This is a genomic window from Pandoraea fibrosis (assembly GCF_000807775.2).
GTDB lineage: Bacteria > Pseudomonadota > Gammaproteobacteria > Burkholderiales > Burkholderiaceae > Pandoraea > Pandoraea fibrosis.
The window spans coordinates 892,664-919,422 of sequence record NZ_CP047385.1 but is presented as its reverse complement, the minus strand read 5'-3'; the positions used below and the strand labels follow the sequence as shown (position 1 = coordinate 919,422).

Here is a 26,759-nt window from a genome sequence, read left to right as displayed (position 1 = left end):
GGCTCGCGAGAGGGCTTTCCGCTAAAATCGTCGATGGCGTATTTTCGCAGAACCCGGCGTCTCATGCTGAGCCGACGCCGGGCGGCCCTCCCGCCTGAGGCGGGCCTCGGAATGACGGGTGTCGCCTGCGATTCCCATCTTCCCCGCTGTTTCCGGCTTTTCCGGCTCACGCAAGGAATCTCATGAGTATCCCGACCCCTGCCCTCACGGCGCTGCCCGAAAAAGAAGAACTGGCGTTGCGTGTCATGCCAATGCCTGCCGATGCCAATGCCCATGGCGACGTGTTCGGCGGCTGGATCATGGCGCAGGTCGACATTGCCGGTTCGATCCCCGCTGCGCAGCGCGCCAACGGCCGCGTGGCCACCATCGCCGTCAACTCGTTCCTGTTCAAGCAGCCCGTGTTCGTCGGCGATCTGCTGAGCTTCTACGCCAAGATCACGAAGACGGGCAACACGTCGATCACCGTCTACGTCGAGGCATACGCACAGCGCATGCGCCTGTCGCATGAGATCGTCAAAGTCACCGAAGCGACGGTGACCTATGTGGCGACCGACGAAAACCGCCGTCCGCGCGCGCTGCCCAAGCTCGAAACGCCAAGCTGAGCCCCCGTCAACGGCAAACGCCGCACGCCTCGCGGGACGAGGCGTGCGGCGTTCGTGTTTTGACCCGCCCGTGCGTCGATGACGCCAGCAGCGGCAGTCCCTCTGATGCGCGTTACGAGAACTGGCTGAAGTCCGGCTTGCGCTTCTCGAAGAAGGCCGTGAAGGCTTCGCGCGCTTCGGGCGACACCAGCCGTTTGCCGAACTCGAGCGCTTCGTCGCGAATGCGCTCCTGAATGTCGCGCGCGCTATCGCCCTTCATCAACTGCTTGGTTACGCGCAGCGATCCCGCCGGCATGGCCGCCAATTGTGCGGCGCGCTTCGCCGCATACTCCGCCAGTTCGGCCGCCGGCACGATGCGATTGACGAAACCCATCGCTACCGCCTCGTTCACGTCGAACGGCTCACCGAAGAGCAACTTCTCGGCAGCACGCTGGTAGCCCGCCACGCGCGGCAGCAGCCAGCTCGACGCCGCCTCCGGACACAGCGCCAGTTGCGAGAATGGCAACGAGAAACGCGCCGTGTCCGCGGCATACACCACGTCGCAATGCAGCAGCATCGTCGTGCCGACGCCGACCGCATTGCCCGCCACGGCCGCCACAATCGGCTTGGTCGCCTGACTGATTGCCCGCAGGAACTGGAACACAGGCGCGTCGTCGTCCTTCGGCGGGTGCTTCAGGAAATCCTCGAGGTCGTTGCCCGCCGAGAAGGCCTCTGGCTGCCCCTGAATCAGGATCACGCGCAACGACGGATCGGCCTCCGCTTCGGCAATGCCCTCGGCGACGGCCTGATACATGGCCGCAGTAATCGCGTTTTTCTTGTGCGCCCGGTTGAACGTCAGCACCTGCACGGCGCCCTGACGCTGCACCAATACGTCTTCCATCGCTTCTGTCTCCTCGGAGTTGCCGGGAATCGGTGAGTCCGTCGATCCCTCAATTCGACCATCCGGTCAGGCCGGATCATCGTCCGCTATCGATGAAAACGCCGGGGGCGGCCACGCATTCGCGAAACCGCACCCCGGCGCTCCGAGCCGTCGTCTGCCAATCTGCCGGAAGTCTGCCCAATATCCGCCAACGGCCGACGACGTCTGCCCTTACATGCGCTCCAGAATCCCCGCAGCGCCCATGCCGGTACCCACGCACATCGTCACCATGCCGTACTTCAGGTTGTGACGGCGCAGCGCGTGCACCACGGTCGCTGCCCGAACCGCACCTGTCGCGCCCAGCGGGTGACCCAGAGCAATCGCGCCGCCCATCGGGTTGACCTTGCTGGTATCGAGGTCCAGATCCTTGATGACGGCCAGTGCCTGCGCCGCGAAGGCTTCGTTCAGTTCGATCCAGTCCATCTGGTCCTGCGTGAGGCCCGCGGCGCGCAGCGCGGCCGGAATGGCTTCCTTCGGACCAATGCCCATGATCTCGGGCGGCACGCCTCGCACGGCGAACGACACGAAACGGGCCAGCGGCGTGAGATTGAATTGCTTGAGGATCTTCTCGCTGACGACGAGCAGCGCACCCGCGCCATCCGACGTCTGCGAGCTATTGCCTGCCGTGACCGAGCCCTTGTTCGCAAACACCGGGCGCAGCTTGGCCAACCCTTCGAGCGACGTATCGGGGCGCGGGCCTTCGTCAAGCGAGAGCGTGCGCGTCTTGATCGACACTTCACCGGTGGCCAGATTCGGGAATCGCTCGACGATCTCGATCGGCGTGATCTCGTTGGTGAACTCGCCGCTTTGCTGAGCCTTGATGGCCTTCTGGTGCGACGCCAGCGCGAAAGCGTCCTGCGCTTCGCGCGTCACGCCCCACTGCTGCGCCACCTTCTCGGCGGTCAGCCCCATGCCGTAGGCGATACCCACGTTCTCGTCGCGCTCGAAGATCGACGGCGAGAGCGACGGCGTGTTGCCCATCATCGGCACCATGCTCATGCTCTCAATCCCGCCTGCGAACATCGCGTCGGCTTCGCCCACACGAATGCGGTCGGCGGCCATGGCGAGCGCCGTCAGACCCGAGGCGCAGAAACGGTTGACGGTCACGCCGCCCACCGTATTCGGCAGACCGGAGAGCAGCGCACCGATACGCGCCACGTTCAGGCCTTGCTGGGCTTCGGGAATCGCGCAACCGATGATCGCGTCTTCGATTACCTTCGGATCGAGATCCGGCACCTGCGCGAGCGTGCTCTTGAGGATGGTCGCGAGCAGATCGTCCGGACGGGTGTTCTTGTAGCTGCCCTTGGGTGCCTTGCCGATCGGTGCACGCGTGGCGGCAACGATATAGGCGTCTTGCAGTTGTTTGCTCATGTCAGTCTCCGATCGGCTTAGTTGCGCACCGGCTTGCCGGTTTGCAGCATGCCCATGATGCGTTCCTGGGTCTTCGACGTGCCCAGCAATTCGATGAAGGCACGACGCTCGAGCGCCAGCAGCCATTCTTCGTTCACGAGGCTGCCGGCCTCCACGTCGCCACCGCACACCGCTTCGGCAATGCGAGACGCAATGAGGAAGTCGTGCGCCGAAATGAAGTTGCCGTCGCGCATGTTCACCAGCGACGCCTTGATCGTCGAGACGCCCGACCGACCGGCGACCGGAATGCCTGCCGGCTTGAGCGGCGGACGATAGCCGGAGACGGCCAACGCACGGGCTTCGTTGCGGGCCACGGACAGCAGTTCGTGCACGTTGTAGACGATCGTGTCGGTCGGCTTCAGATATCCCATCTCGCGGGCATCGAGTGCCGAAGCCGAGACCTTCGCCATCGCGGCGTTGGTAAACGACTTGGTCACGAACTGGAGGTACTGCACGCTGCCCGCCGCGCTGGCCGCTTCCGCTGCACGAATCGCCGCTTCCTTCAGACCACCGCCGCCCGGCACGAGGCCGACGCCGACTTCCACGAGACCGATGTAGCTCTCGAGCGCCGCCACGCGCTTGGCGCTATGCAGCAGCAGTTCGCAGCCACCGCCCAGCGCAATGCCGGAGACCGCCGAGACGACCGGCACCTGCGCATACTTCACGCGCATCATGCCGTCCTGGAATTTCTTGATGAACGGCTCGATCCCCTTGGCCCCGCCCATCATGAACGCAGGCATGGCGGCTTCCAGATCGGCGCCGGCGGAGAACGGGCCGCCCGGCGCGCCGAGCTTGAGCGAGGTCGGCTGCCACACGACCACGCCGCGATACTGCTGCTCGGCCAGATCGATGGCGCGGGTCAGACCGTCGATGACGGCCGGCCCGATGGTGTTCATCTTCGACTTGAACGAGACGATGAGCACGTCGTCCTGACCCGGGGTTTCGTCGACCCACAGACGCACGGCGTCGTTCTCTTCGATGGTCTTGCCGAACTTGCGCGGATCGGCGCTGGCGTCGCCCACGAGCGATGCCGGGAACACCTGACGCTGATACACCGGCAGCGTGCTGCGCGGCACGAAGGCGTCCCTGGCCGGCGCATACGAGCCTTCAGCGGTGTGCACACCGCCCGCCTCGGCCACCTTGCCGCTCGTCACCCACTTGGGCAACGGTGCCTTCGACAGTGCGTGTCCGGCATCGATGTCTTCCTGCACCCACTGCGCGATCTCCTTCCAGCCGGCGGCCTGCCAGTCTTCGAACGGTCCGGTACTCCAGCCGAAGCCCCAGCGAATGGCGAAGTCCACGTCGCGCGCGTTGTCGGCGATCTGCTCGAGATACACGCCGATGTAGTGGAACACGTCGCGGAACACGGCCCACAGGAACTGGGCCTGCGGGTGGGTCGACTCGCGCAGCAAACGGAGTCGCTCGGCCGGCGCCTTCTTCAGAATGCGCACGACCATCTCGTCGGCCTTCTTGCCCGACTCGACATACTCGCCCGATTGCGGGTCGAGCACCTTGATGACCTTGCCTTCCTTCTTGTAGAAGCCGGCGCCGGTCTTCTGGCCCAGCGCGCCCTTCTCTACCAGCGCCTTGAGCACGGGCGGCGTCGCATATGTCGGTGCGAACGGATCGTCCTTGAGGCCGTCCTGCATCGTCTTGATGACGTGCGCCATCGTGTCCAGACCGACCACATCGGCCGTGCGGAACGTGGCCGACTTCGCGCGGCCGAGCTTGCTGCCGGTCAGGTCGTCGACGACATCGAACGGGATGCCGTACTTCTGCGCTTCGGCGAACACCGCCAGAATCGAGAAGACACCGACACGGTTGGCGATGAAGTTCGGCGTGTCCTTCGCGCGCACCACGCCCTTGCCGAGCGTGGACGTCAGGAACGTTTCGAGTTGATCGAGAATCGCCGGCGCCGTCGTGGCGGTCGGAATCAGCTCGACCAGATGCATGTAGCGCGGCGGGTTGAAGAAGTGCACGCCGCAAAAGCGCGACTTCAGGTCGGCATCGAAGCCTTCCGAGAGTTCGGTGATCGACAGACCCGACGTGTTCGATGCGAAGATGGCATGCTTGGCCAGATGCGGCGAGACCTTCTTGTACAGGTCATGCTTCCAGTCCATGCGCTCGGCGATCGCCTCGATCACCACGTCGCAGCCGGCGAGCTTCTCGAGGTCGTCTTCGTAGTTCGCCGTTTCGATGTATTGCGCGTCGGCCTTGTCGGCGAACGGCGCGGGGCTCAGCTTTTTCAGGCCGTCGATGGCGCGCGTGACGATGCCGTTCTTCGGGCCTTCCTTGGCCGGCAGATCGAACAGGACAACGGGCACTTTCGCGTTGACGAGGTGAGCGGCAATCTGCGCGCCCATCACGCCGGCGCCCAGCACGGCAACCTTGCGCACGACCAGGGGTTTATTGGTTTGACTCACGGTGATCTCCTCCGCTCTCAGAACAGGTCGACGTCGACTTCCATCAGCGTCTTCGCACCGGCACGGGCCATGCGAATTTGCGACGCGGTCTCCGGCAGCAACTTGGCGAAATAGAAACGCGCCGTGGCGAGCTTCGATTCGTAGAACTTGTCGCCGCTGCCTTGCTTGTCGAGCGCAATGCGTGCCATACGTGCCCAGAAGTAGGCGAACACGAGGTGACCGACCACGCGCTGATACGGCACGGAGGCGGCTCCCACTTCGTCCGGATTGGCCATCGCTTTCATGCCGATTTCCATCGTCAGCTTCTGAACCTTGTCGCCGATATCCGCGAGCGGATTGACGAATTCCTGCATCTCTTCCTTCGTGCCTTGCTCCTCGACGAAGTCCTGCACGAGCTTGCCGAACTTCTTGAGCTTCGCGCCCATGTCGCCAAGCACCTTGCGGCCCAGCAAGTCGAGTGCCTGAATCGAATTGGTGCCTTCGTAGATCATGTTGATGCGCGCGTCACGCACATACTGTTCCATGCCCCACTCGGAGATGAAGCCATGGCCACCGTAGATCTGCATCGCGTGGTTGGTGCACTCGAACGCGTTGTCGGTCAGGAAGGCCTTGATGATCGGCGTGAGCAGCGCGACCAGATCGGCGGCCTCCTTACGCTCGGCTTCGTCGCCGTGCGACAGTTCCTTGTCGATGTGCAGCGCGGTCCAGTACGAGAACGCACGCCCCCCTTCCACATAGGCCTTCTGCGTGAGCAGCATGCGGCGCACGTCCGGGTGCACGATGATCGGATCGGCCGGCTTGTCCGGTGCCTTCGGGCCGGTGAGCGAGCGCATCTGAATGCGCTCCTTCGCATACACCAGCGAGTTCTGATACGCGACTTCCGTCAGCCCCAGACCCTGCATGCCCACGCCCTGACGTGCGGCGTTCATCATCACGAACATGGCGTTCAGGCCCTTGTTCGGTTCGCCGACGAGCCAACCCTTGGCGCCATCGAGGTTCATCACGCAGGTGGCATTGCCGTGAATGCCCATCTTGTGTTCGATGGAGCCGCACTTGATACCGTTGCGCTCACCCGGTGCGCCGTTCGCGTCGGGAATGAACTTCGGCACGACGAACAGCGAGATGCCCTTCGTTCCCGGCGGGGCGTCGGGCAAACGGGCCAGCACAAGGTGAACGATGTTGGCGGCCATGTCGTGCTCGCCAGCGGAGATGAAGATCTTGGTGCCGGAGATGGCGTAGGAATTGTCGCCATTCGGCTCGGCCTTCGTGCGCAGCATGCCCAGATCGGTGCCGCAGTGCGGCTCGGTCAGGCACATCGTACCGGTCCACTCGCCGGACACGATCTTCGGCAGATAGGTCGCTTGTTGCTCGGGGGTGCCGTGCGCATGCAGGCACTCGTAGGCGCCGTGCGACAGGCCGGGATACATCGTCCATGCCTGATTGGCCGAGTTGAGCATTTCGTACAGGGCATTGTTGATGACCTGCGGCAGGCCTTGCCCGCCAAACTCGGGATCGCACGCCAGCGCGGGCCAGCCCGCCTCGACGTATTGCTGGTAGGCTTGCTTGAAACCGGTCGGCGTCGTGACGACACCGTCGCCCTCGTACTTGCAGCCTTCGCGATCGCCCACCTGATTCAGCGGGAAGACCACCTCGCTACAGAATTTGCCGGCTTCTTCCAGCACCTGATTGATGGTATCGGCATCGATGTCCGCATGCTTCGGCAATGCCTTCAATTCGTTTTCCACGCCCAGCAGCTCGTGCATGACGAATTGCATGTCGCGCAGTGGCGCGTTGTACTGTCCCATGACCTACTCCTCCGAACACTTCGAATTGAATCGCGGACGGCTCGCGCCTCACCCGCGCTGATAAGACGAAATCAGTTTTTCCAGTGCCACCCGGGTCATGTCGACGGCGCCGGGTTCCCGAAGGAAGCGCGCGTCGTGATGCAGGCCGAGTGTCAGGCTGTACATTTCAAAAAGCATCAGACGCGGATCGGTGTCCGCACGCAGATGCCCCTCCTCCTTCGCTTGCGTGATAGCGCGCAGCAGGGCCGATCGCCACAACCGCACACTCTTCACCAAGGCTTCGCGCACCGGGCTGGCCGCGCGATCGTCATACTCGACCGCACCGCTGATGTAGATGCAACCCGTCGTCACTTCGCGAATGCGCTTGTCCATCCAGCGGTCCACCAGCGCTCTGAGTCGCGGCAGACCGCGTGGCGCGTCCATGCTGGGAGCGAACACCTCTTCCTCGAAGCGCCGGTGGTATTCCATCAGCACTTCGATCTGCAAGTCTTCGCGCGATCCGAAGTGCGCGAAGACACCGCTTTTGCTCATTTGCATACGGTCGGCCAGCAAGCCGATCGTCAGCCCCTCGAGTCCATCCCGCCCCGCCAGTTCCAGCGCGGCATTCAGGATCGCGGCACGTGTCTGTTCACCCTTTCGCATGTGTATGGCATCGCTATCGTTATCCGTTCCCCGATGCTAACCAAAAAATCGAACGGCCGTCCTATTATTGGGTGACGCCCATGGGCGAACAAGGAATTTATTAGATCGGAATACCTAATCGGTATTGATGGCAGGAACGGCGTCGACCCCGGCGGCACAAGGGCCGGCCGGGTGTTCGGGTCTGTGGGAGGTGTCCGGCCGCCGGTCGGGAATCAGTCGTATTTGCCGCGCGTGAGCACTTTCATCACGAGGCGGTAGAGGCGGTAGGCCGTCCACTGACGAAAGCGCCGCCAGCGCGAACGTTCTCCGTAGCGCTCCGGGTCGATCAGACGCGCCTCTGCAAAGGCCTTGCGGATGTGATCGCGCAACTGGATCACCATCGGGTCGTCGAGCACGACGACGTTCGCTTCGTGGTTCAGGAACAAGGACAACGCGTCGAGATTGGACGAGCCGACCGTTGCCCACACATCGTCGACCACGGCCACCTTGCCATGCAATTGCCGCATGTCGTACTCGCCAATGCGCACGCCCGCGTCGAGCAGCTTGGCATAGAGCCAGGGCACCGCGGTGTCGAGCAGACGGAATTCCTTGCGGCCGATCAGCAGATGCACCGACACACCGCGTCTGGCTGCCTGCGTCAACGCGCGTCGCAGCCGCCGGCCCGGCACGAAGTAGGGATTCGCGAGCCAGACCTCGTGACGTGCGCGGCCCAACGCCATCAGATAGGCCTTTTCGACCGCGCGGCGATTGTGCAGATTGTCGCGCGCCACGAAGGCGGCCTGACCGGCGTATGGGGCGTGCAATCGTCCTCGCAGCCCGCGACGCCGATGACGAAACGGCGTGCCCAGATATCCCGGCGCGAGACGCAGCCACTGTATGTGAAACGCGACGGCGATCTCAGCAACGATGGGGCCGCGACATTGCACGGCAAAGTCCCAGCGCGGATCGCTCATGCGGGTGCCGCCCCCGCCGTTGAAGTCGTCGATGATGTTGATACCACCGACGAAGGCCACGTCGTGATCGACGATCGCCAGCTTGCGATGCGTGCGCGAGAAACCGAACTTGCCGAACAGACGCGGATTGTAGATGCGATGCTGAACCCCGCTCTCGCGCCAATCGGCGAACCATGGCAGACGACGGCTCGTGCCGATACCGTCGGTAATCACGCGCACCGCAACGCCGCGCTGTGCGGCGCGTTGCAGCGCGGCGGAAACATTCGCCCCAACGTCGTCGGCCTCGAAGATGTACGTTTCGAGCACGACGTCGCGTTTCGCGTTGTCGATCGCCGCGACGAGCGCAGTGAAGTAGTTCTGACCGAGATAGAGCAGCGTCAGATCGTTATCGTGGGAGAACGGAAGATACTTGCTCATCGGCGCGCGATGCAGCGATTAGCGCACGCGCAACGGTAACTGCCGGATGGCGTCACCGTTCGAAGGTGAAAAACAGCGCGCGGCAGCCGCTTCCCACGGCAGCCATGCGTAGGCGACGTGCTCGCGCGGCGCAAGTGTCACGGCCGTATTCTCCGGCACGCACAAGCCGAACCAATGCTCCGTATTGCGGGTGACGCCTGGCGCGTAGCGATGCGCCCATTGCGGGTAGATGTTGTACTGAATCTCATGCTGCCAGTCGGTCAGGGCTGTCGTGGGCACCGCCGTGCCGTCTGCAACACGGATGCCGGTCTCTTCGAAGACCTCGCGCGCTGCCGTCTCGACCAGCGGCTCGTCGAGCCGATCCTTGCTGCCGGTGACCGACTGCCAGAAATTCTCGGCATCGGCACGCTCGATGAGCAGAACGTCGAGCGCTGGCGTATAGATCACGACGAGCACGGATTCGGGAATCTTGAAGGGTTTCATGCAGGCGGCAGTAGCTTGAAATCGACTCGTGAACAACGGCAAACCCATGACGGCAAACCGGCTTGAGCGCCTCATTGTAATGGGCAATGAGTCCGTTTCGTTGCGGTAATGCCACGCATCGGTCCAAACGGCCGGACAACACTGTGTCGCCGCGTTGCCCGATCGCCGGGTCGCCTGATCGTTTGGGTCCCGACAAAGATCGTCACGTCCCAAAAACAAAAACCCCCTCGCCTTTCGACAGAGGGGGTTCGAAGCCAGCACATCGGCGCTCGCCGATGCCGTCACACTACCGTCAGGCCTTCGGCGCTTCCGGTTGACGCAGACGGATGTGCAGGTCGCGCAGTTGACGCTCGTCCACCGGCGACGGCGCTTGCGTGAGCAGATCCTGCGCACGTTGCGTCTTCGGGAACGCGATCACGTCGCGAATCGAATCGGCGCCGGCCATCATCGTGACGACGCGATCCAGACCGAACGCGATACCGCCATGCGGGGGCGCACCGTATTGCAGTGCGTCGAGCAGGAAGCCGAACTTCGCACGGGCTTCTTCCTCACCCAGCTTGAGTGCGCGGAACACCTTGCTCTGCACTTCTTCCTGGAAGATACGGACCGAACCGCCACCGATTTCCCAGCCGTTGAGCACCATGTCGTAGGCCTTTGCCAGGCACTTGCCCGGATCGGTCTCGAGGTAGTCGATGTGCTCGTCCTTCGGGCTCGTGAACGGATGGTGGCAGGCGACCCAGCGGGCATCTTCCTCGTCGTATTCGAACATCGGGAAGTCGACGACCCACAGCGCACGCCAGCCGGCTTCGAACAGGCCGTGGCTCTTGCCGAATTCCGAGTGACCGATCTTCAGACGCAAGGCGCCGATACCGTCGTTGACGACCTTTTCCTTGTCGGCGCCGAAGAAGATGATGTCGCCATCTTGCGCGCCGGTGCGCTCAAGGATCGAAGCAATGGCGGCATCGTGCAGGTTCTTGACGATCGGGCTTTGCAGACCATCGCGCCCCTTGGCCACTTCGTTGACCTTGATCCAGGCCAGACCCTTCGCGCCGTAGATCTTCACGAAGTCGGTGTAGGCGTCGATTTCGCTACGCGAGATCTCGGCACCGCCCGGCACGCGCAGCGCAACCACACGGCCGCCTTCGGTCGTGGCCGGCACCGAGAACACCTTGAAGTCGACGTCGCCCATCACGTCGGTCAGCTCGGTGAACTCGAGCTTCACGCGCAGATCGGGCTTGTCCGAGCCGAAGCGACGCATCGCCTCCGCGTACTCCATGACCGGCACCTTGGCGTCCAGATCCACGTTGATCGCTTCCTTGAAGACGTGGCGGATCATGTTCTCGAACAGATCGCGGATTTCCTGCTCCGAGAGGAACGAGGTTTCGCAGTCGATCTGCGTGAATTCCGGCTGACGGTCAGCGCGCAGGTCTTCGTCGCGGAAGCACTTGGTGATCTGGTAGTAGCGATCGAAGCCGGCCACCATCAGCAATTGCTTGAAGAGCTGCGGCGACTGCGGCAACGCGAAGAACATGCCGGCGTTCACACGCGAGGGCACCAGATAATCGCGCGCACCTTCCGGCGTGCTCTTCGTGAGCATCGGCGTTTCGATGTCGATGAAGCCTTGCGCGTCCAGATACTTGCGCACTTCCATCGCCACCTTGTAGCGCAGGCGCAGGTTGTATTGCATCTGCGGACGACGCAGATCGAGCACGCGATGCGTGAGGCGCGTGGTTTCCGACAGGTTTTCGTCGTCGAGCTGGAACGGGGGCGTGACCGACGGGTTGAGCACTTCCAGCTCGTGGCACAGCACTTCGATCTTGCCGCTCGTCAGGTTGGCGTTCTCGGTGCCGGCCGGACGGCTGCGCACGAGGCCCGTGATCTGCACGCAGAACTCATTGCGCAGGCCTTCGGCGGCCTTGAACATCTCCGCGCGGTCCGGATCGCACACGACCTGCACCAGACCCTCGCGATCGCGCAGGTCGATGAAGATGACCCCGCCGTGATCACGGCGGCGATTGACCCAGCCACAAAGCTTGACCGTTTGGCCCAGTTGTTGCTCGGTCACCAGACCGCAGTAGGAGGTACGCATGGACATTTTGCTGTTCCGATTTTCAAAAAATGGCGCCGGCGATTCCCGATGGCTCAAAGGAGCGGACCGGGACGTTGCTGGCGCGGGTTGTGGGCGGGCGCCACCACGCCCATCGATACGATGTACTTGAGGGCCGCGTCGACCGACATGTCGAGTTCGACAACGTCGCTCGCCCGCATCATCAGGAAGAAGCCTGACGTCGGGTTCGGCGTCGTCGGGACATAGACGCTCACATACTCGCCCTGCAAGTGATTGACTACATCGCCGCCCGGCGCGCCGGTCAGGAAAGCGATGGTCCAGGAGTCCGCGTGCGGGTAACGCACCAGCAACGCCTTGCGAAACGCATTGCCGCTGCTCGAGAGCAGCGTGTCGGACACCTGCTTGACGCTACCGTACAATGGTCCAACGATGGGAATGCGCGTCAGCACGGCTTCCCACCAGCCGACCAGCTTCTGGCCAATGAAATTATGCGCCAGAAGACCGACGACGAAAACGAACGCCAGCGTGACCACCACGCCAAAGCCCGGCACGCGCATGCCGATGAGATGCGACGGCTGCCAATCGTCCGGCAGCAACAGCAAGGTCTGATCCATCGTACCGATGATCAGGCCCAGCACCCACAGCGTGATGGCGAGCGGCACCAGCACCAGCAGGCCGGTGAGGAAAATCGTCTTCAGCGCGGGTTTCTTAACGCTCATGGCAGGACTCGCGAATATTGGCGGCTACGGGGTGTGTCAGCAGGGGAACGACAGCGCCAGGCGCTCGGTGCTGATTCGGTACTATCGCACGCCAGACCGCCAGGCTTGACGTGCGCTGTCTTGTATTGCTCAGTGGCAGGCGCAACCGCCGCCACAGCTTGCCGCCGGGGTGCCCGACGATTCACCGCCGGACGATGCCGACGAGGCGCTCTCGCCCGACGACGCGGCTGGCGCCGGCGCCGAACCTGCGGCACCACCGGCACCGGCTGCCGGCGCACTTGCGCCCCCCGATCCGCCGCGGAAGTCGGTCACATACCATCCCGATCCCTTGAGCTGGAACCCGGCAGCAGTCACCTGCTTGCGAAACGAGTCCTTGCCGCATTCCGGGCATTGGGAGAGCGGTTCATCGCTCATTTTTTGCAGCACATCCTTGGCGAAACCGCATGTTTCGCAACGATAGGCGTAGATAGGCATGATTCTTCCGACGGAAAAAGGCGCGCAAAGCCTTGAATTATAACCGCTTCACAAGGCTTTCGGGATTTGTCGGAGATATATGGGGCTGTGGCCGTGCAAGATCAAGACGGGAAGTGCCCGCGCTTGGCGTGGCGGGCGTGCTTCCCGTTGCCTGAGGTCGTCAGATCGTCGAAATTCGCTGCTCGGGGGGCTGGCCACGTTCCGACGCGGGTTGCAGAAGCGAGCCGACCACCATGCCGGAGATCGACGCCAGCAGACCGGCCAGTTGCGGCGGCACCAGCGCTTCGGGCGCCAGGGCCTCGCAGCCGATCCAGACGACCAGCCCGCAGAACACGGCAAGCGTGCCACCCAGCGAACTCGACCGCTTCCAGTACAGGCCGAAGGCGAGCGGCACGAAGCAGCACACTAGCGTGACCTTGTAGGCGCTTTCGACCATCTGGAAGATCGAAGCCTTCGAGTTCAGCGCGTACACCAGCACCAGCGCGGTGAAGCACAGCACGACGATACGCATGAGGCGCAGCAGATGCTTGTCATCGATCTGCCCCTTGAGCATCGGACGAATGATGTTCTCGGCAAATGTCACCGACGGCGCCAGCAGCGTGGCCGAGGCACAGCTCTTGATCGCCGAGAGGAGCGCGCCGAAGAACATCACCTGCGCGACGATCGGCACGCTGGTCAGCACCAACTGCGGCAGGATCTGCTGCGGATCGGTGCCTATGTACTTCTGTACCATCGACGGCGCGATCAGCAGAGCCGAGTACGCGAGGAAAATCGGGATGAACGTGAAGAAGAAGTACAGCACGCCACCGGTCACCGACCCCGAGACCGCGATGTTCTCCGACTTGGACGACATGACGCGCTGGAACACGTCCTGCTGGGGAATCGACCCGAACATCATGGTGACGCCCGCCGCGATAAACGCTAATACGTCCGCCGGGTTCATCTCCGGCAGGAATACGAACTTGCCGGCCTCCGACGCGTGGGCAATTACGGCGCTCGCCCCGCCCGGCACCATGCCCGAGACGACCACGGCGATGTACACCAGCCCCACGACGATGATGATCATCTGGATGAAGTCGGTGACCGCCACCGAGATCATGCCGCCGAGCAGCGTGTAGGCCAGCACCGAAATCGCGCCGATGATCATGCCCGTCGGCTCCGACATCGCACCGCCCGACACCGTGTGAAACACGAGGCCCAGCGCCTTGATCTGCGCTCCGACCCAGCCGAGGTACGAAATCACGATGGCGATACTCGTCACCACTTCGACCGTGCGGTTGTACTTGAGCTTGTAGAAGTCGCCGATCGTCATGAGGTTCATGCGATACAGCTTGCGGGCGAAGAACATGCCCACGAGGACCAGGCACATCGACGAGCCGAACGGGTCGGCGACCACGCCGCGCAGCCCTTCGCCGATGAAGGTCGCGGGAATGCCGAGCACCGCTTCCGAGCCGAACCAGGTGGCGAACACAACGGCCACGACCATGCCGTAGGGCAGACGACGGCCAGCGACAGTGAAATCTTTGGTATTGCGGACCTTGAGGGCGGCCAACAGCCCGATGGCCACCGAAATGACCCAATACAGAATGACAAACCAGATCAGCATAACGCGGCCCCAGCCAAGCCCCAGGGCGACGGTCATGACAGGGCGGCGTCAGCAGCGGGCGTGATCCGGCCGCATGAAGCCGCCGCGCGAGCTAACGATACCGAGCCGTGGGCCGCAGCCTTCCGGGCAACAGAAAATCAGGTCGTGCATGACGGGGCTGATGCGATTCAGCGCTCGGGGGCGCCCGTTTTTGCCACCTGGCGAAAAAATTTTCGGCCGATTATAGCGGCGTGAGAGACGCCCGGGGAAAAAATCACAATTCTCTGCGTGGATCGTGGCAAATATCGGGAAATGCCCAGTGTCTGAGACGACTTACCGGCAGTTGGCGTCAGCGTCTCGCGCCAGCTGACGCGCCGTGACGACAGATTGCGGATCAGCGACGACGCCAGACCATCCAGTGTTCGGCGCCGGCAAAGACCGGCACGGAGTCGTCCACCAGACGATTGGCCTCGCAGACGAAGTCTTGAGCCAGCAACCCGTCGAGGGCCTCAGGCGTGATCCCGAACGGTGGGCCTTTCGGTGTGTCCTTGAGGAAGAAGAACCCGGCCAGACGCGCCCCTTGCGGCAGCAGTTGCGCCATGCGGCGCGCGTAGTCCTGCCACAACGTGCGGGGCAAGGCGCAAAGAAACGCCCGCTCGTAGACCACGTCGAGCGCAAACGGCGGAGTGTAAGTGAAGAAATCGGCCTGTTCGACGAGCGACGCCCGCGAGCCCAGTTGGACCTGCGCCGATTCCACCGCCACCGGCGAGAAGTCGATGGCGCGCACCGGCCAGCCTTGCGCGTCGAGCCACGCCGCTTCGTATGCCGCGCCGCAGCCCGGAATCAGCGTGGCACGCGGTGCGCCCTCGGCAGTCACGAAGTCGCGCAACGCCTGAGGCACGCCAGCGGCATCCCAGGGCATGAAGGCGTTCGCGAACCGCTCGTCCCAGAATTCGGCCCGAGACGAATCTCGATGGGCAAAGGACGGCGCCGATGCAGGCGCTGGCGCACCGCCCGCCTCCGGGCGGTCATCGCCGCGAGGTGCGGCGGGTGTGACATGAATCATCCGGGCGACGGTCACAGTCGGCTCCTGTCCAAGAATCAGCGATAGAGCCAGACAAACGCCGTCAGCACGCCGATGGCGATCCCGCCCACCAGACAAAACGCGCCCGTCAGCAGCCGGTTCGTGCGGCGTTGCTCCTGCAACAAGGCGAGCAGGAGCGTGTCGTCCTGCGGACGAGCATGGGCGGCCAGCGCCTGATGGATGAGACGCGGCAGTTGCGGCATCGTCTTGCTCCACTGCGGCACCTCGGCCTTCAGTCGCTCAAGCCAGCCGCGCGGGCCGATCTGCTCGGCCATCCAGCGCTCGAGGAACGGCTTGGCCGTCTTCCACAAATCCAGATCCGGATCGAGCTGACGCCCAAGTCCTTCGATATTGAGCAGCGTCTTTTGCAGCAGCACGAGTTGCGGCTGAATCTCGACGTTGAAGCGGCGCGACGTCTGGAACAAGCGCATGAGCACCAGTCCCAGCGAGATTTCCTTGAGCGGCCGGTCGAAGTACGGCTCGCACACGGCGCGAATCGCCCCTTCCAGCTCTTCCACGCGCGTGTCCGGCGGCACCCAGCCCGACTCCAGATGCAACGACGCCACCCGGTGGTAATCGCGACGGAAGAAGGCGAGGAAGTTCTGTGCCAGATAATTCTTGTCGAATTCGGACAGCGCGCCGACGATGCCGCAATCCAGCGCGATGTAACGGCCGAACGTTGCGGGGTCGAGACTCACGAGAATATTGCCCGGGTGCATGTCGGCGTGGAAAAAGCCGTCGCGCAGGAACTGCGTGAAGAATATTTCGACACCCTCGCGGGCGAGCTTCTTCAGATCGACGCCCGCCTCGCGCAGCACTTCGATCTGACTGATCGGCACGCCGTGCATGCGCTCCATCACGAGAACGAAGCTGGAGCTGAACTCCCAGTAGATCTCCGGCACCATCAGCATGCCGGAGTCGATGAAGTTGCGACGAAGCTGCGCCGCGTTGGCGGCTTCGCGCATGAGGTCGAGTTCGTCGTGCAGATATTTGTCGAATTCGGCGACCACCTCACGCGGCTTCAGGCGCTTGCCATCCGGCCACAGACGCTCCACCCACCCCGCCAGATCCCGCATCAGGGCGAGATCGCTGTCGATCACGCCAAGCATGTTCGGACGCAACACCTTGACCGCGACTTGCTTGCCTGCGTGTTCGCCATCGCGAATGCGCGCGAAGTGCACCTGGGCAATCGACGCGCTCGCGACCGGCGAGCGTTCGAATTCCACGAACACGTCTTCAAGCGGATGCCCCAGCGAACGCTCGATGGCAGCGCGCGCCACCTCGGGGTCGAACGGCGGCACCTGATCCTGCAAGCGCGCCAGTTCCTGCGCGATGTCGGGCGGCATCAGATCGCGGCGCGTCGAGAGCACCTGCCCGAACTTCACGAAGATCGGCCCCAGCGATTCGAGGGCGAGGCGCAAGCGCTCGCCTCGTGGCGCCTTCAGCCCGCTGCGGCCGAACGACAGCACGCGCAACACCCCACGCGCGAAGGGATGGGGAATGCTCGAGAGCACCAGCTCGTCGAGCCCGTATCGATAGCAGACGAAAAATATCTTGATCAGGCGCAGAAGACGCATCGGTCAGCGGCCTCCCTGAGTGCGGGATGCCGGGACGGCGGTGCCGTCGCGCGGGCCCTTCTGGCGTTCGAGCTTTTCGATGCGTTTCTCCAGACGCGCGAGGTCGTCGCGCAACGTGCTGATGTCGGTGCGCATCGCATCGAGGCGCACACGCGCCACGAGCAGCGGATTCTCTTCCACGAGGTAATCGGCGAGCGAGCGGGCCAGCGTGTCGCCCGTGCGGCGTGCGCTGGCGACGACGGCCTTGCCGGTTTGCGTCACCCGATGCGCGGCAGCGTCGCCGATCACCTTGCTCAGGTCTTCGGCGGCCTCCCAGCGCAAATGCTGGGCAAGATACGACACGGTATTGGCGAACTCGGCATCGCCTTCGATCTTGACGTGACGCATGACAGCGGCCTGACCGCCGCCCGCGAAATCGGCGAGCGCCGCCGGGGGCACCGAGATGCTGACGTCGCAAGGCAGGTCCGATTCGGCGGCGGCGAGGTAACCGTCATCGCCCACGCGCAGGCGCAGGTCGATGGCTGACATCGCAAGCCGGGCAGACGCACCGATATGATGGCGCAAACGCTCGCGCGCCCACGGTTCGCGGGCGAGCAGATGATTCACGGTGGCGGCAAAGGCTTTGGCGGCTACGGTCATGAGCTTGGCGGCCGGCCGGCGCTGAGCACCGGTCGCACCGAAAGACGCCGCCCAACGATGCATTGCGGACGGCAAAAACAAAAGAGCCCGCGCTTCAAACGCGGGCTCTCATTGTAAGGCAGGTTACGGCAAAAACGGCGCGAGGCTTAGAGCTGCTGAATTCCCGCGAGGACCCAACCACCGCTACCGGCGACCGGCTTGGTCAGGTTCCACACTTCATTGAACGGCTCGGCCGGGGCACCTTCGGCTTCGCGGATCAAGCCCGAGAAGCGAACGCTTGCCATGTACTCGGTCGCCGTTTGCTCGATACCGAGCAGTTCGGCGTCGAGTTGCACGACGTCAGTACGGTTGGTCGACTTGCCGCGCTCTTCGAGGTCCATCTTGATTTCCGCGAACATCTGCGGCGTGGTGAACTCGTTGATATCGGCTTGATCGCCCTTGTCCCATGCGGCTTGCAGACGGTTGAAGTACACCTTGGCGCTGCGCAGGAAGCCTTCGGCGTCGAAGCCCGCCGGCACACCGAACGGCTCGGCAACAGCGGCGGCGCCCGCCGCGGCTGCCGGCACGGCCGACAGCGACGGTTGGGCCGACGATGCCGGTTGCGACGACGGCTGCTGCTGGCTATCCCACGACTGACGCAGGGAGTTGTTCGACGCGTCGTTGCCTGCGCCTGCATAGGCCGGCGTCTGCGACTGCGACTTATTGCCGCGGAAACGGCGGATCAGCCACATGGCAGCGAACGCGATCAGCGCAATGATGATGACGTTGGCCATCATGCTTGCGAAGGCGCCGCCCATACCGAAGTGCGACAGCAGCGCGGCGATGCCGAGACCCGCGGCCAGACCGGCGATCGGGCCGAGCCAGCGATTGGCCGGCTTGGCGGCGGCGGCCCCTGCCGCTCCCGCACCTGCGGCTGCCGGCGCGGCTTGCTGCGGTGCAGCACCCGGTGCGGCCTGGTTCGGTTGTTGCGGCGTTTGCTGGCGTTGCGTCACGGTGTTGGACTGCTTGCCGATGCTCCGGCCGCCGCCAACGCGTTTGGCATCGGCGTCCGCGATCGTCATGCCGACCGCCAATACGCCGGCCACCACGCCCAACAACAGCTTGTTTTTCAGGAACTGGAACATCGTTCTGGTCTCTCCGTGGAGTTTATAGGTTGCTGTCTACTGACATGCGTCAACTCGAATGGTTCAGCACTTTTTTACGTGTTGAAACCGGATGAGGTGACGGCCGATTCTGCCATAGCAGAATTAGCTTGTACTTAGAGAAACGCCCCGGTGCAGATTTTTTCTGCCAACCGGGGCGCTGGGCCGAATCAGGTAAGTGAGTACTTAGTTTTCCGACGCGTCAGAATTTGCGTCCGATATGCAGCGCGACCACGCCGGCTGTCAGGTTGTGATATTCCACACGCTCCAGACCGACCTCTTCCATCATTGTCTTGAGCGTTTCCTGGTCCGGGTGCATGCGGATCGACTCGGCCAGATAGCGGTAGCTTTCGGCGTCGCCCGCAATGCGCGAACCGAGCCACGGCAGCACCTTGAACGAATAGGCGTCGTATGCCTTTTCCAGCGGCTGCCAGACCTTCGAGAATTCCAGCACCATCACCTTGCCGCCCGGCTTGATGACCCGGCGCATCTCCGCGAGGGCGGCGTCCTTGTGCGTCATATTGCGCAGGCCGAAGGCCACGGTCACTACATCGAAATAGTTCGACGGGAACGGCAGCTTCTCGGCGTCGCACAGCAGGGCCGGGGTGACGATGCCGGCATCGAGCAGACGATCGCGGCCCACGCGCAGCATCGATTCGTTGATGTCCGTGAGCCAGACTTCGCCGGTCGGGCCGGCCGCGCGGGCAAACGCCTTGGAAAGGTCGCCGGTGCCACCGGCAATGTCGAGCACCTTGAAGCCGGGACGCACGGCGGCGCGGCCGATCGTGAAGGCCTTCCAGATCCGGTGCAGGCCGCCCGACATCAGGTCGTTCATGATGTCGTACTTGCTGGCGACCGAGTGGAACACCTCGGCCACCTTGCCGGCCTTTTCCTTCTCGTCGACGGTTTCATAACCGAAGTGGGTCTGTTGGCCCATTGCAATCTCCAAATCATGTAAGCGGGCGCACACTCAGGCGTGCGCACCGCCGGGGCCTCAATGGTGGTGGCAGCCACCGGCAGCGGGCGACGGCATCGGCGTGTCGCGATCGACACCCGCCGCCGCGAGCTTGTCCAGGTATTCCTGCCACAGTGCGTCCTGACGCACGCACAGCTCGTAGAGGTAATCCCACGAATAGATGCCGGTGTCGTGACCGTCCGAAAAGACCGGGCGCACCGCGTAGTTGCCGATCGGCTCGAGGCCGTTCAGCGTGACGTCACGCTTGCCGGTTTGCAGCGTTTCCTGCCCTGGTCCGTGACCACGCACTTCCGCCGACGGCGAGAGTACGCGCAGCAATTCGAACGGCAGGCGGTAGTGTTTGCCGTCTTCGTAACCAAGTTCCAGCACCTTTGATGCACGATGCAGCGTCAGGGAAACGGGAATCGGCGTGTCTTTCTCCAGCCCAGCCATGGTCTTGCTCCAGAAAAATCGGTCGGTATACCGACATGCGGCACATCGGCCGGCAGTATAGCTGCTCAGGTCTCAACGGTCATGCCGGCCACGCCGGAATGCGGTCCAATTCTGCCACGATAGCCTCGCGCAACGCGGGCATCCAGGCCGCGCGCTCGGCGAGGAGCGCCTGCGGCACCTCGCGTTGCGGTGCGCTCCAGACCGATCCGGGGAAATGGACGTCGTCCCGATAGCGCGGAATCACATGCCAATGCACGTGCGGCACCATATTGCCCAGGCTGGCCACATTGACCTTGTCCGGCGACATGACCGTGCGCTGCGCGGTCTCGACGCCAAACACCACACGCATGACATGCTCGCGCGCCGCTTCGGGCAGATCGCTCATCTCGGCGACGTGGGCATGCCAGATGACCCGCGCGAAGCCCGGATAGCCGTTCTCGTTCGCGAGCACCACGCGCAGCACCGGGTCGCGCCACACGACGTCGCCGCCATCCCCCGTGCAAAACGGACATTCCATGATCCTTCTCCCTTGGTTTGCCTGCCGTGCGCCAGCGCCGATGCATTGCCCGGCAACGGTGCGCGTCAGTGCTTCCTGCTTTTCTTTCGTTTGCCGGTGGCCGGGTCGACCGATCCGAGCGCGAGTTCGGCGAAATCGATCTCGCTGAGCAACTCGCGCAGCGTTTCGTCGTTGATGCGATGGGTAATACGCAGACGAGACAGTTCCACCCGCTCGGCCTGCAGCGCTGCCGCGCGCAGGCGTCGCTCGACTTCGACCTCGCGTACCGCCCGCTCGCGCATCTCGTCAGTGGCCGTCGCCGCGTTCAGCGTTCGGCGATAGCGCCCCATCACGCGCGCGGCCGCTTCGGCGCACACCGCGGTATCGAGTTCGTCACCCGACTTCGCAATCACCTTCTGCAACGACTCGACGGCGCGAATCGCCGCTTCCGAGGCGGCCAATCGCGCCTCGCCCATTTCACGATTGCGCGCCTCTTCGACCGGCCAGCGCACACCGCGCAACAGCACCGGCAAACCGAGGCTGCCGCCGATCAGCGACAGCAGAATCACCCCGGCAGCCAGAAAGATCAACAGATCGCGCCCCGGGAACGGTGCCCCGCCCGGCAATGCCAGCGGCACCGAGAGCGCGCCGGCCAGCGTCACCGCACCGCGCACGCCCGAGAGCGCCGTCACGCCGGTAAAGCGCATGCCGGGCTTCATCGTGATTTCACCGCGTCGCATGCCCAGGAAGTACATCACCCGCCACGCCACCCACACCCAGCAAAAGCGCAGCACGATGAGCACCGCGGAAATTGCGCCGACATAGAACATCAGTTCGCCGAGATTCGCGAGCGTTCCCCACAGATGTTCGCTCGGTCGCAGCGCGGCGCGCACGATGTCCGGCAATTGCAGCCCCAGCAGAACGAACACGGCGCCGTTGAACACGAATTCGAGCATCGACCACACGCCGTTGCCGAGAATACGCGTGGCGGTGCGGGAGTTGAGCAGATCGGTCGAGCTGACCGTCATGCCGGCGGCCACGGCCGCGAGAATGCCCGAAAAACCGAAGTGTTCGGCCAGCAGATAGGCGGCGAACGGCATGAGCAGCAGGAGCAGCACGACCGTCGCGGGTTCTTCCGTGGTCGCGTCCATCACGCGGCGATGGAATTGCGTGAAGAGCCACGTCACGGCCCAGCCGGCCAGCAGTCCGCCCAGCGCGATCACGAAGAACGAGAAGGTCGCGCTGCCGATGGAAAACAGCCCCGTGGTGGCCGCGACGAGCGCGAACTTGAAGACGACGAGCCCCGACGCGTCGTTCATCATCGCCTCGCCCTCGAGCACATGCATGAGCCGTGTGGGCATGCGCATGCGTCCGGTGAGGGCCGAGACGGCCACCGCGTCGGTCGGCGAGAGCACGCCGCCAAGCGCGAACGCCACGGCGAGCGGAATCGACGGAATCATCCAGTGGATGAAATAGCCCACGCCGAGCACGGTGAAAATCACGAGACCGAGCGCCATTGCGATGATCGGCACGCGCAGATGCCAGAACTCACGTTTCGGCATGCGCCAGCCGTCGGCGAAGAGCAGCGGCGGGATGAACAGCAGGAAGAATATCTCGGGGTCGAGATCGATGTGCAGCCCCGCGCCCGGATAAGCGAGCGCGGCGCCCACGGCAATCTGAATGAGCGGTACCGGCAAAAAGCGGATGAAGCTGACCAGCACGCCGGTCAGCGCCACCACGAACAGCAGGATGAGTGCTGTGTAGACTACCTCCATGCCACCTCCGTGGTCCGTCGGTCAGGCATCGGCCGCGTCCCTGAGAGGTGCATCAGACCAGCACGCGTTCGATGCCGCCGTTGTTCGCATCCTTGACATAATCCACCAGCCACTCGTCGCCCAGCACATGCTTGGCGATCTCGACGACGATGTAGTCGGCCGTGACGTTAGCGTCTTCGTTGTAGCGCGACAGCCCTTGCAGGCACGACGGGCAGCTCGTGAGGATCTTCACATCGTCGACCTTGCCGTCGGCGCGCAACTTCGCAGCGCCCTTGCGCATTTCCTCTTCCTTGCGGAAGCGGATCTGCGTCGAGATGTCGGGGCGCGTGACCGCCAGCGTACCCGATTCGCCACAGCAGCGATCGTTCTTCTCGATCTTGTAGCCGTCGTTCTCGCTGCCCATCAACTGGTTGACGAGCTTGACCGGGTCCATCATCTTGATCGGCGTGTGGCACGGATCGTGATACATGTAGCGCGTACCGTTCACGCCTTCGAGCTTCACGTTCTTCTCGAGCAGATATTCGTGAATGTCGACAATGCGGCAGCCGGGGAAGATCTTCTCGAATTCATAGCCCGCGAGCTGATCGTAGCAAGTGCCGCACGACACGACCACGGTCTTGATATCGAGATAGTTCAGCGTGTTCGCCATGCGATGGAACAACACGCGGTTGTCCGTCACGATCTTCTCGGCCTTCTCGCCCTGCCCCGAGCCGCGCTGCGGATAGCCGCAACAGAGATAACCCGGTGGCAGCACCGTTTGCACGCCCACATGCCAGAGCATGGCTTGTGTGGCCAGCCCGACCTGCGAGAACAGACGCTCCGAGCCGCAGCCCGGGAAGTAGAACACCGCTTCCGAATCCACCGTGGTGGCCTTCGGATTACGGATGATCGGCACGACCTTGTTGTCTTCGATGTCGAGCAGCGCGCGCGCCGTCTTCTTCGGCAGGTTGCCCGGCATCTTCTTGTTGACGAAGTGAATCACTTCCTCGCGCAGCGGCGGTTTGCCCACCGTCGCAGGCGGACGCGCCGTCTGCTTCTTCGCGATCTTCTTGAAGATGTCAGCGCCAAAGCGCTGCGCCTTGTAACCCCAGTCGATCATCACCTTGCGGGTGATGTTGATCGTCTCCGGATTGGTGGCGTTCAGGAAGAACATGCCGGCGGCCGCGCCCGGGTTGAATTTCTTCTTCCCCATCTTGCGCAGCAAATTGCGCATGTTCATCGTCACGTCGCCGAAGTCGATCTTCACCGGGCACGGCGTCACGCACTTGTGGCAGACCGTGCAGTGATCGGCCACGTCGTTGAACTCGTCCCAGTGCTTGATCGACACACCGCGGCGCGTCTGCTCCTCATACAGGAACGCCTCGATGAGCAGCGAGGTCGCGAGAATCTTGTTACGCGGGCTGTACAGCAGGTTCGCGCGCGGCACGTGCGTCGCGCACACCGGCTTGCACTTGCCGCAGCGCAGGCAGTCCTTCACGCTGTCGGCGATCGCACCGATGTCCGACTGCTGCATGATGAGCGACTCGTAGCCCATCAGCCCGAAGCTGGGCGTATAGGCGTTGCGCAAATCGGCGGGCAGATCGGGCATGTCGAGCAGCTTGCCCTTGTTGAAGCGGCCTTCCGGGTCCACGCGTTGCTTGTAGGCGCGGAATTCACCGATCTCGGCTTCCGTCAGGAACTCCAGCTTCGTGATGCCGATGCCGTGTTCGCCCGAGATCACACCGTCGAGCGAGCGCGCGATGTTCATGATGCGAGCCACGGCCTTGTGCGCATCCTGGAGCATCTCGTAGTTATCCGAGTTCACCGGAATGTTCGTATGCACATTGCCGTCGCCGGCGTGCATGTGCAGCGCGACGAACACGCGGCCGTGCAGCACGCGCTTGTGAATGGCTTGCGCTTCGTCGAGGATCGGCTTGAATTCGCCGCCCATGAAGATCTGGCGCAGTTCGGCACGAATCTCCTGCTTCCACGACACGCGAACGGTACGATCCTGAAGCAGATCGATGAGACGCGTTTCCGGATGCTTGTTCATACGGTCGTTCAGCGCCACATTCATGTCGCGAATGCCGTGACGATTGAGCAGCGGAATCGCCTCGGCCAGCGGCAGCTCGAAGTGATCGCGCAGGAACACCCAGCGTGCGCGCACGTCGCGCAGCAGCGTGAGGGCCGTTTGCACGCGGTCTTCGAGCAGTTCGGCCGACGGAATCTCGTTTGCGTCGTCGGTCTTGCCCAGCGGCAGGTTGCCCGCTTCGAAGAACGTTTCGAGCGCGTCGACCAATTGCAGCTTGTTCTTGAGCGACAACTCGATATTGATGCGTTCGATGTGATCCGTGTACTCGCCCATGCGCGGCAGCGGGATCACCACGTCTTCATTGATCTTGAAGGCGTTGGTATGGCGTGCGATGGCGGCGGTACGCGACCGGTCGAGCCAGAATTTCTTGCGGGCTTCGGCTGACACGGCGACGAAGCCTTCGCCGCTCTTGCCGTTCGCCATGCGAATGACTTCCGAGGTCGCCTGTGCAACAGCGTTGTCGTCGTCACCGACGATATCGCCGATCAGCACCATCTTCGGGAAAGCGTTGCGCTTCGACTTCGTGGCATAGCCCACGGCGCGCAGATAGCGTTCGTCCAGATGCTCCAGGCCGGCCAGAATCGCCCCGCCTGCGGCCGTCTGCGCGAACATGTAGTCCTTGATCTCGACGATGCTCGGAATCGCTTCCTTCGCCTGACCGAAGAACTCGAGACAGACCGTGCGCGTATGCGCGGGCATCTTGTGCAGAATCCAGCGCGCACTCGTGATCAGACCGTCACAGCCTTCCTTCTGGATGCCGGGCAGCCCCGCCAGGAACTTGTCCGTGACGTCCTTGCCGAGACCTTCCTTGCGGAAGCGCTTGCCCTCGATCTCCAGCATTTCCGTCTTGAGCAGCACGGCGCCGGGCGCCTGATTGCCGTCGTACCACTTCAGTTCGAAGCGGGCGACCGGAATGTCGTGAATCTTGCCGAGGTTGTGATCGTGGCGCGTGACTTCGAGCCAGTTACCTTGCGGGTCGACCATGCGCCACCACGCAAGGTTATCGAGCGCGGTCCCCCACAGCACGGCCTTCTTGCCGCCGGCGTTCATGGCCACGTTGCCGCCAATGCACGACGCATCGATCGAGGTCGGGTCAACGGCGAAGACCAGCCCGGCGCGCTCGGCCGCTTCGGCGACACGACGGGTCACCACACCGGCGCCCGAGAAAATCGTCGGCACCGGCTTGTCGACACCCGGCAATGCCGAGTACTCGACCTCGTCGAGCTGCTCGAGCTTTTCCGTATTGATGACGGCCGAGAACGGCGTGAGCGGAATCGCGCCGCCGGTGTAGCCGGTGCCACCTCCGCGCGGGATCACCGTCAGCCCCAGTTCGAAGCAGCCCTTCACCAGCGCCGCCATTTCGGCTTCGGTATCCGGCGTCAGCACAACGAACGGGTACTCCACGCGCCAGTCGGTGGCGTCCGTCACGTGCGAGACACGCGACAGGCCGTCGAACTTGATGTTGTCGTGAGCGGTCGTGCGGCCGAGCACCTTCTTCGCGCGACGGCGCAGTTCGGCCATCTTGTCGAACTCGGCGGCGAAGTCCGCCACGGCGCGGCGCGCAGCCGCTTCCAGTTGCTCGACGCGGGCGGCGCGTTCGCGGCCCGTCGCATCGGCGTGTTCGGCCACATCGGCACGACGACGCTTATCGATCTCGTTCAGGCGGTGATCGAGTGCATCGATCAGCAGCTTGCGACGTTTCGGATTGTCGAGCAGGTCGTCTTGCAGATAGGGATTGCGGCGAACCACCCAGATGTCGCCGAGCACTTCATACAGCATGCGGGCCGAACGGCCCGTGCGGCGCTCAGCGCGGAGTTCATCGAGGATGGCCCAGGCGTCGGCGCCGAGCAGGCGCATGACGATTTCGCGGTCCGAAAACGACGTGTAGTTGTAGGGAATCTCGCGCAGTCGCGGGGGATTTGCGGCTACGGCATGCTTTGCGTCGTGCGGCTCGAAGGCAGGCAAGGGTGCGTTCATCTTGTCGGGCTCGTCAGTGCGGCGGTGCATCCGCCGTCGGCGTTCGTCTCGCGGGACGCGCCGAAAGTCAAAATCGGGTATGCGCTGGGG

21 protein-coding genes are annotated in these 26,759 nt (G+C 63.4%); 1 reads left to right on the top strand and 20 read right to left on the bottom strand.

Annotated features, from left to right (window positions below; translation table 11 throughout):
- Nucleotides 1-182: 182 nt before the first annotated feature.
- Nucleotides 183-602, top strand: coding sequence for an acyl-CoA thioesterase (locus PI93_RS04025; protein WP_039374277.1), 420 nt, complete (start codon nt 183-185; stop codon nt 600-602).
- Nucleotides 603-714: 112 nt separating this feature from the next.
- On the opposite strand, the gene PI93_RS04020 is transcribed toward PI93_RS04025, so the two are convergent.
- The 20 genes from PI93_RS04020 to PI93_RS03925 form a co-directional block, all read right to left on the bottom strand.
- Nucleotides 715-1,482, bottom strand: a complete 768-nt coding sequence (locus PI93_RS04020) for an enoyl-CoA hydratase (RefSeq protein ID WP_039369818.1) — start codon at nt 1,480-1,482, stop codon at nt 715-717.
- Between the two features lie 210 nt (nt 1,483-1,692).
- Complete coding sequence (locus PI93_RS04015; protein WP_039369816.1) at nt 1,693-2,892, bottom strand: acetyl-CoA C-acyltransferase; 1,200 nt, start codon at nt 2,890-2,892, stop codon at nt 1,693-1,695.
- A gap of 17 nt (nt 2,893-2,909) precedes the next feature.
- Nucleotides 2,910-5,294, bottom strand: a complete 2,385-nt coding sequence (locus PI93_RS04010) for a 3-hydroxyacyl-CoA dehydrogenase/enoyl-CoA hydratase family protein (protein WP_052240624.1) — start codon at nt 5,292-5,294, stop codon at nt 2,910-2,912.
- 77 nt (nt 5,295-5,371) lie between these two features.
- A complete protein-coding gene (locus PI93_RS04005; RefSeq protein ID WP_039369811.1) occupies nt 5,372-7,159 on the bottom strand; it encodes an acyl-CoA dehydrogenase C-terminal domain-containing protein in 1,788 nt (595 codons plus the stop codon).
- Between the two features lie 48 nt (nt 7,160-7,207).
- Nucleotides 7,208-7,801 carry a TetR/AcrR family transcriptional regulator gene (locus PI93_RS04000; protein ID WP_039369808.1) on the bottom strand — a complete coding sequence of 198 codons (594 nt, stop codon included), beginning with the start codon at nt 7,799-7,801 and terminating at the stop codon, nt 7,208-7,210.
- Between the two features lie 212 nt (nt 7,802-8,013).
- Entirely contained in the window at nt 8,014-9,171 is a 1,158-nt protein-coding gene (gene clsB, locus PI93_RS03995) for a cardiolipin synthase ClsB (protein ID WP_039369806.1), read from the bottom strand.
- Between the two features lie 18 nt (nt 9,172-9,189).
- Nucleotides 9,190-9,654 carry a dihydroneopterin triphosphate diphosphatase gene (gene nudB / locus PI93_RS03990; RefSeq protein ID WP_039369802.1) on the bottom strand — a complete coding sequence of 155 codons (465 nt, stop codon included), beginning with the start codon at nt 9,652-9,654 and terminating at the stop codon, nt 9,190-9,192.
- A 292-nt stretch (nt 9,655-9,946) separates the two neighbouring features.
- On the bottom strand, nt 9,947-11,749 hold the full coding sequence (gene aspS / locus PI93_RS03985; protein ID WP_039369799.1) for an aspartate--tRNA ligase: 1,803 nt from the start codon (nt 11,747-11,749) through the stop codon (nt 9,947-9,949).
- A 47-nt stretch (nt 11,750-11,796) separates the two neighbouring features.
- Complete coding sequence (locus tag PI93_RS03980; RefSeq protein ID WP_039369797.1) at nt 11,797-12,441, bottom strand: DUF502 domain-containing protein; 645 nt, start codon at nt 12,439-12,441, stop codon at nt 11,797-11,799.
- A gap of 129 nt (nt 12,442-12,570) precedes the next feature.
- Nucleotides 12,571-12,915 (bottom strand): FmdB family zinc ribbon protein, encoded by a 345-nt coding sequence (locus PI93_RS03975; RefSeq protein ID WP_039369795.1) that lies wholly within the window; start codon nt 12,913-12,915, stop codon nt 12,571-12,573.
- Nucleotides 12,916-13,075: 160 nt separating this feature from the next.
- Entirely contained in the window at nt 13,076-14,521 is a 1,446-nt protein-coding gene (locus tag PI93_RS03970) for a sodium:solute symporter family protein (RefSeq protein ID WP_039369835.1), read from the bottom strand.
- Nucleotides 14,522-14,894: 373 nt separating this feature from the next.
- On the bottom strand, nt 14,895-15,566 hold the full coding sequence (locus PI93_RS03965; RefSeq protein ID WP_039369792.1) for a methyltransferase domain-containing protein: 672 nt from the start codon (nt 15,564-15,566) through the stop codon (nt 14,895-14,897).
- 35 nt (nt 15,567-15,601) lie between these two features.
- Nucleotides 15,602-17,161 (bottom strand): ubiquinone biosynthesis regulatory protein kinase UbiB, encoded by a 1,560-nt coding sequence (gene ubiB, locus PI93_RS03960; RefSeq protein WP_039369790.1) that lies wholly within the window; start codon nt 17,159-17,161, stop codon nt 15,602-15,604.
- 3 nt (nt 17,162-17,164) lie between these two features.
- Nucleotides 17,165-17,800, bottom strand: a complete 636-nt coding sequence (locus PI93_RS03955) for a ubiquinone biosynthesis accessory factor UbiJ (RefSeq protein ID WP_039369831.1) — start codon at nt 17,798-17,800, stop codon at nt 17,165-17,167.
- Nucleotides 17,801-17,946: 146 nt separating this feature from the next.
- A complete protein-coding gene (locus PI93_RS03950; protein ID WP_039369788.1) occupies nt 17,947-18,924 on the bottom strand; it encodes a Tim44 domain-containing protein in 978 nt (325 codons plus the stop codon).
- Between the two features lie 220 nt (nt 18,925-19,144).
- Nucleotides 19,145-19,879 carry a bifunctional demethylmenaquinone methyltransferase/2-methoxy-6-polyprenyl-1,4-benzoquinol methylase UbiE gene (gene ubiE, locus PI93_RS03945; protein WP_039369785.1) on the bottom strand — a complete coding sequence of 245 codons (735 nt, stop codon included), beginning with the start codon at nt 19,877-19,879 and terminating at the stop codon, nt 19,145-19,147.
- 57 nt (nt 19,880-19,936) lie between these two features.
- A complete protein-coding gene (locus PI93_RS03940) occupies nt 19,937-20,350 on the bottom strand; it encodes a gamma-butyrobetaine hydroxylase-like domain-containing protein (protein WP_039369784.1) in 414 nt (137 codons plus the stop codon).
- A gap of 79 nt (nt 20,351-20,429) precedes the next feature.
- Nucleotides 20,430-20,867 carry an HIT family protein gene (locus tag PI93_RS03935; RefSeq protein ID WP_039369781.1) on the bottom strand — a complete coding sequence of 146 codons (438 nt, stop codon included), beginning with the start codon at nt 20,865-20,867 and terminating at the stop codon, nt 20,430-20,432.
- Between the two features lie 65 nt (nt 20,868-20,932).
- Entirely contained in the window at nt 20,933-22,621 is a 1,689-nt protein-coding gene (locus tag PI93_RS03930; RefSeq protein ID WP_052240622.1) for a Na+/H+ antiporter, read from the bottom strand.
- 52 nt (nt 22,622-22,673) lie between these two features.
- The gene (locus PI93_RS03925) at nt 22,674-26,669 is read right to left on the bottom strand and encodes a DUF3683 domain-containing protein (protein WP_039369825.1); all 3,996 of its coding nucleotides are present in this window, start codon (nt 26,667-26,669) and stop codon (nt 22,674-22,676) included.
- Between the last annotated feature and the right edge of the window lie 90 nt (nt 26,670-26,759).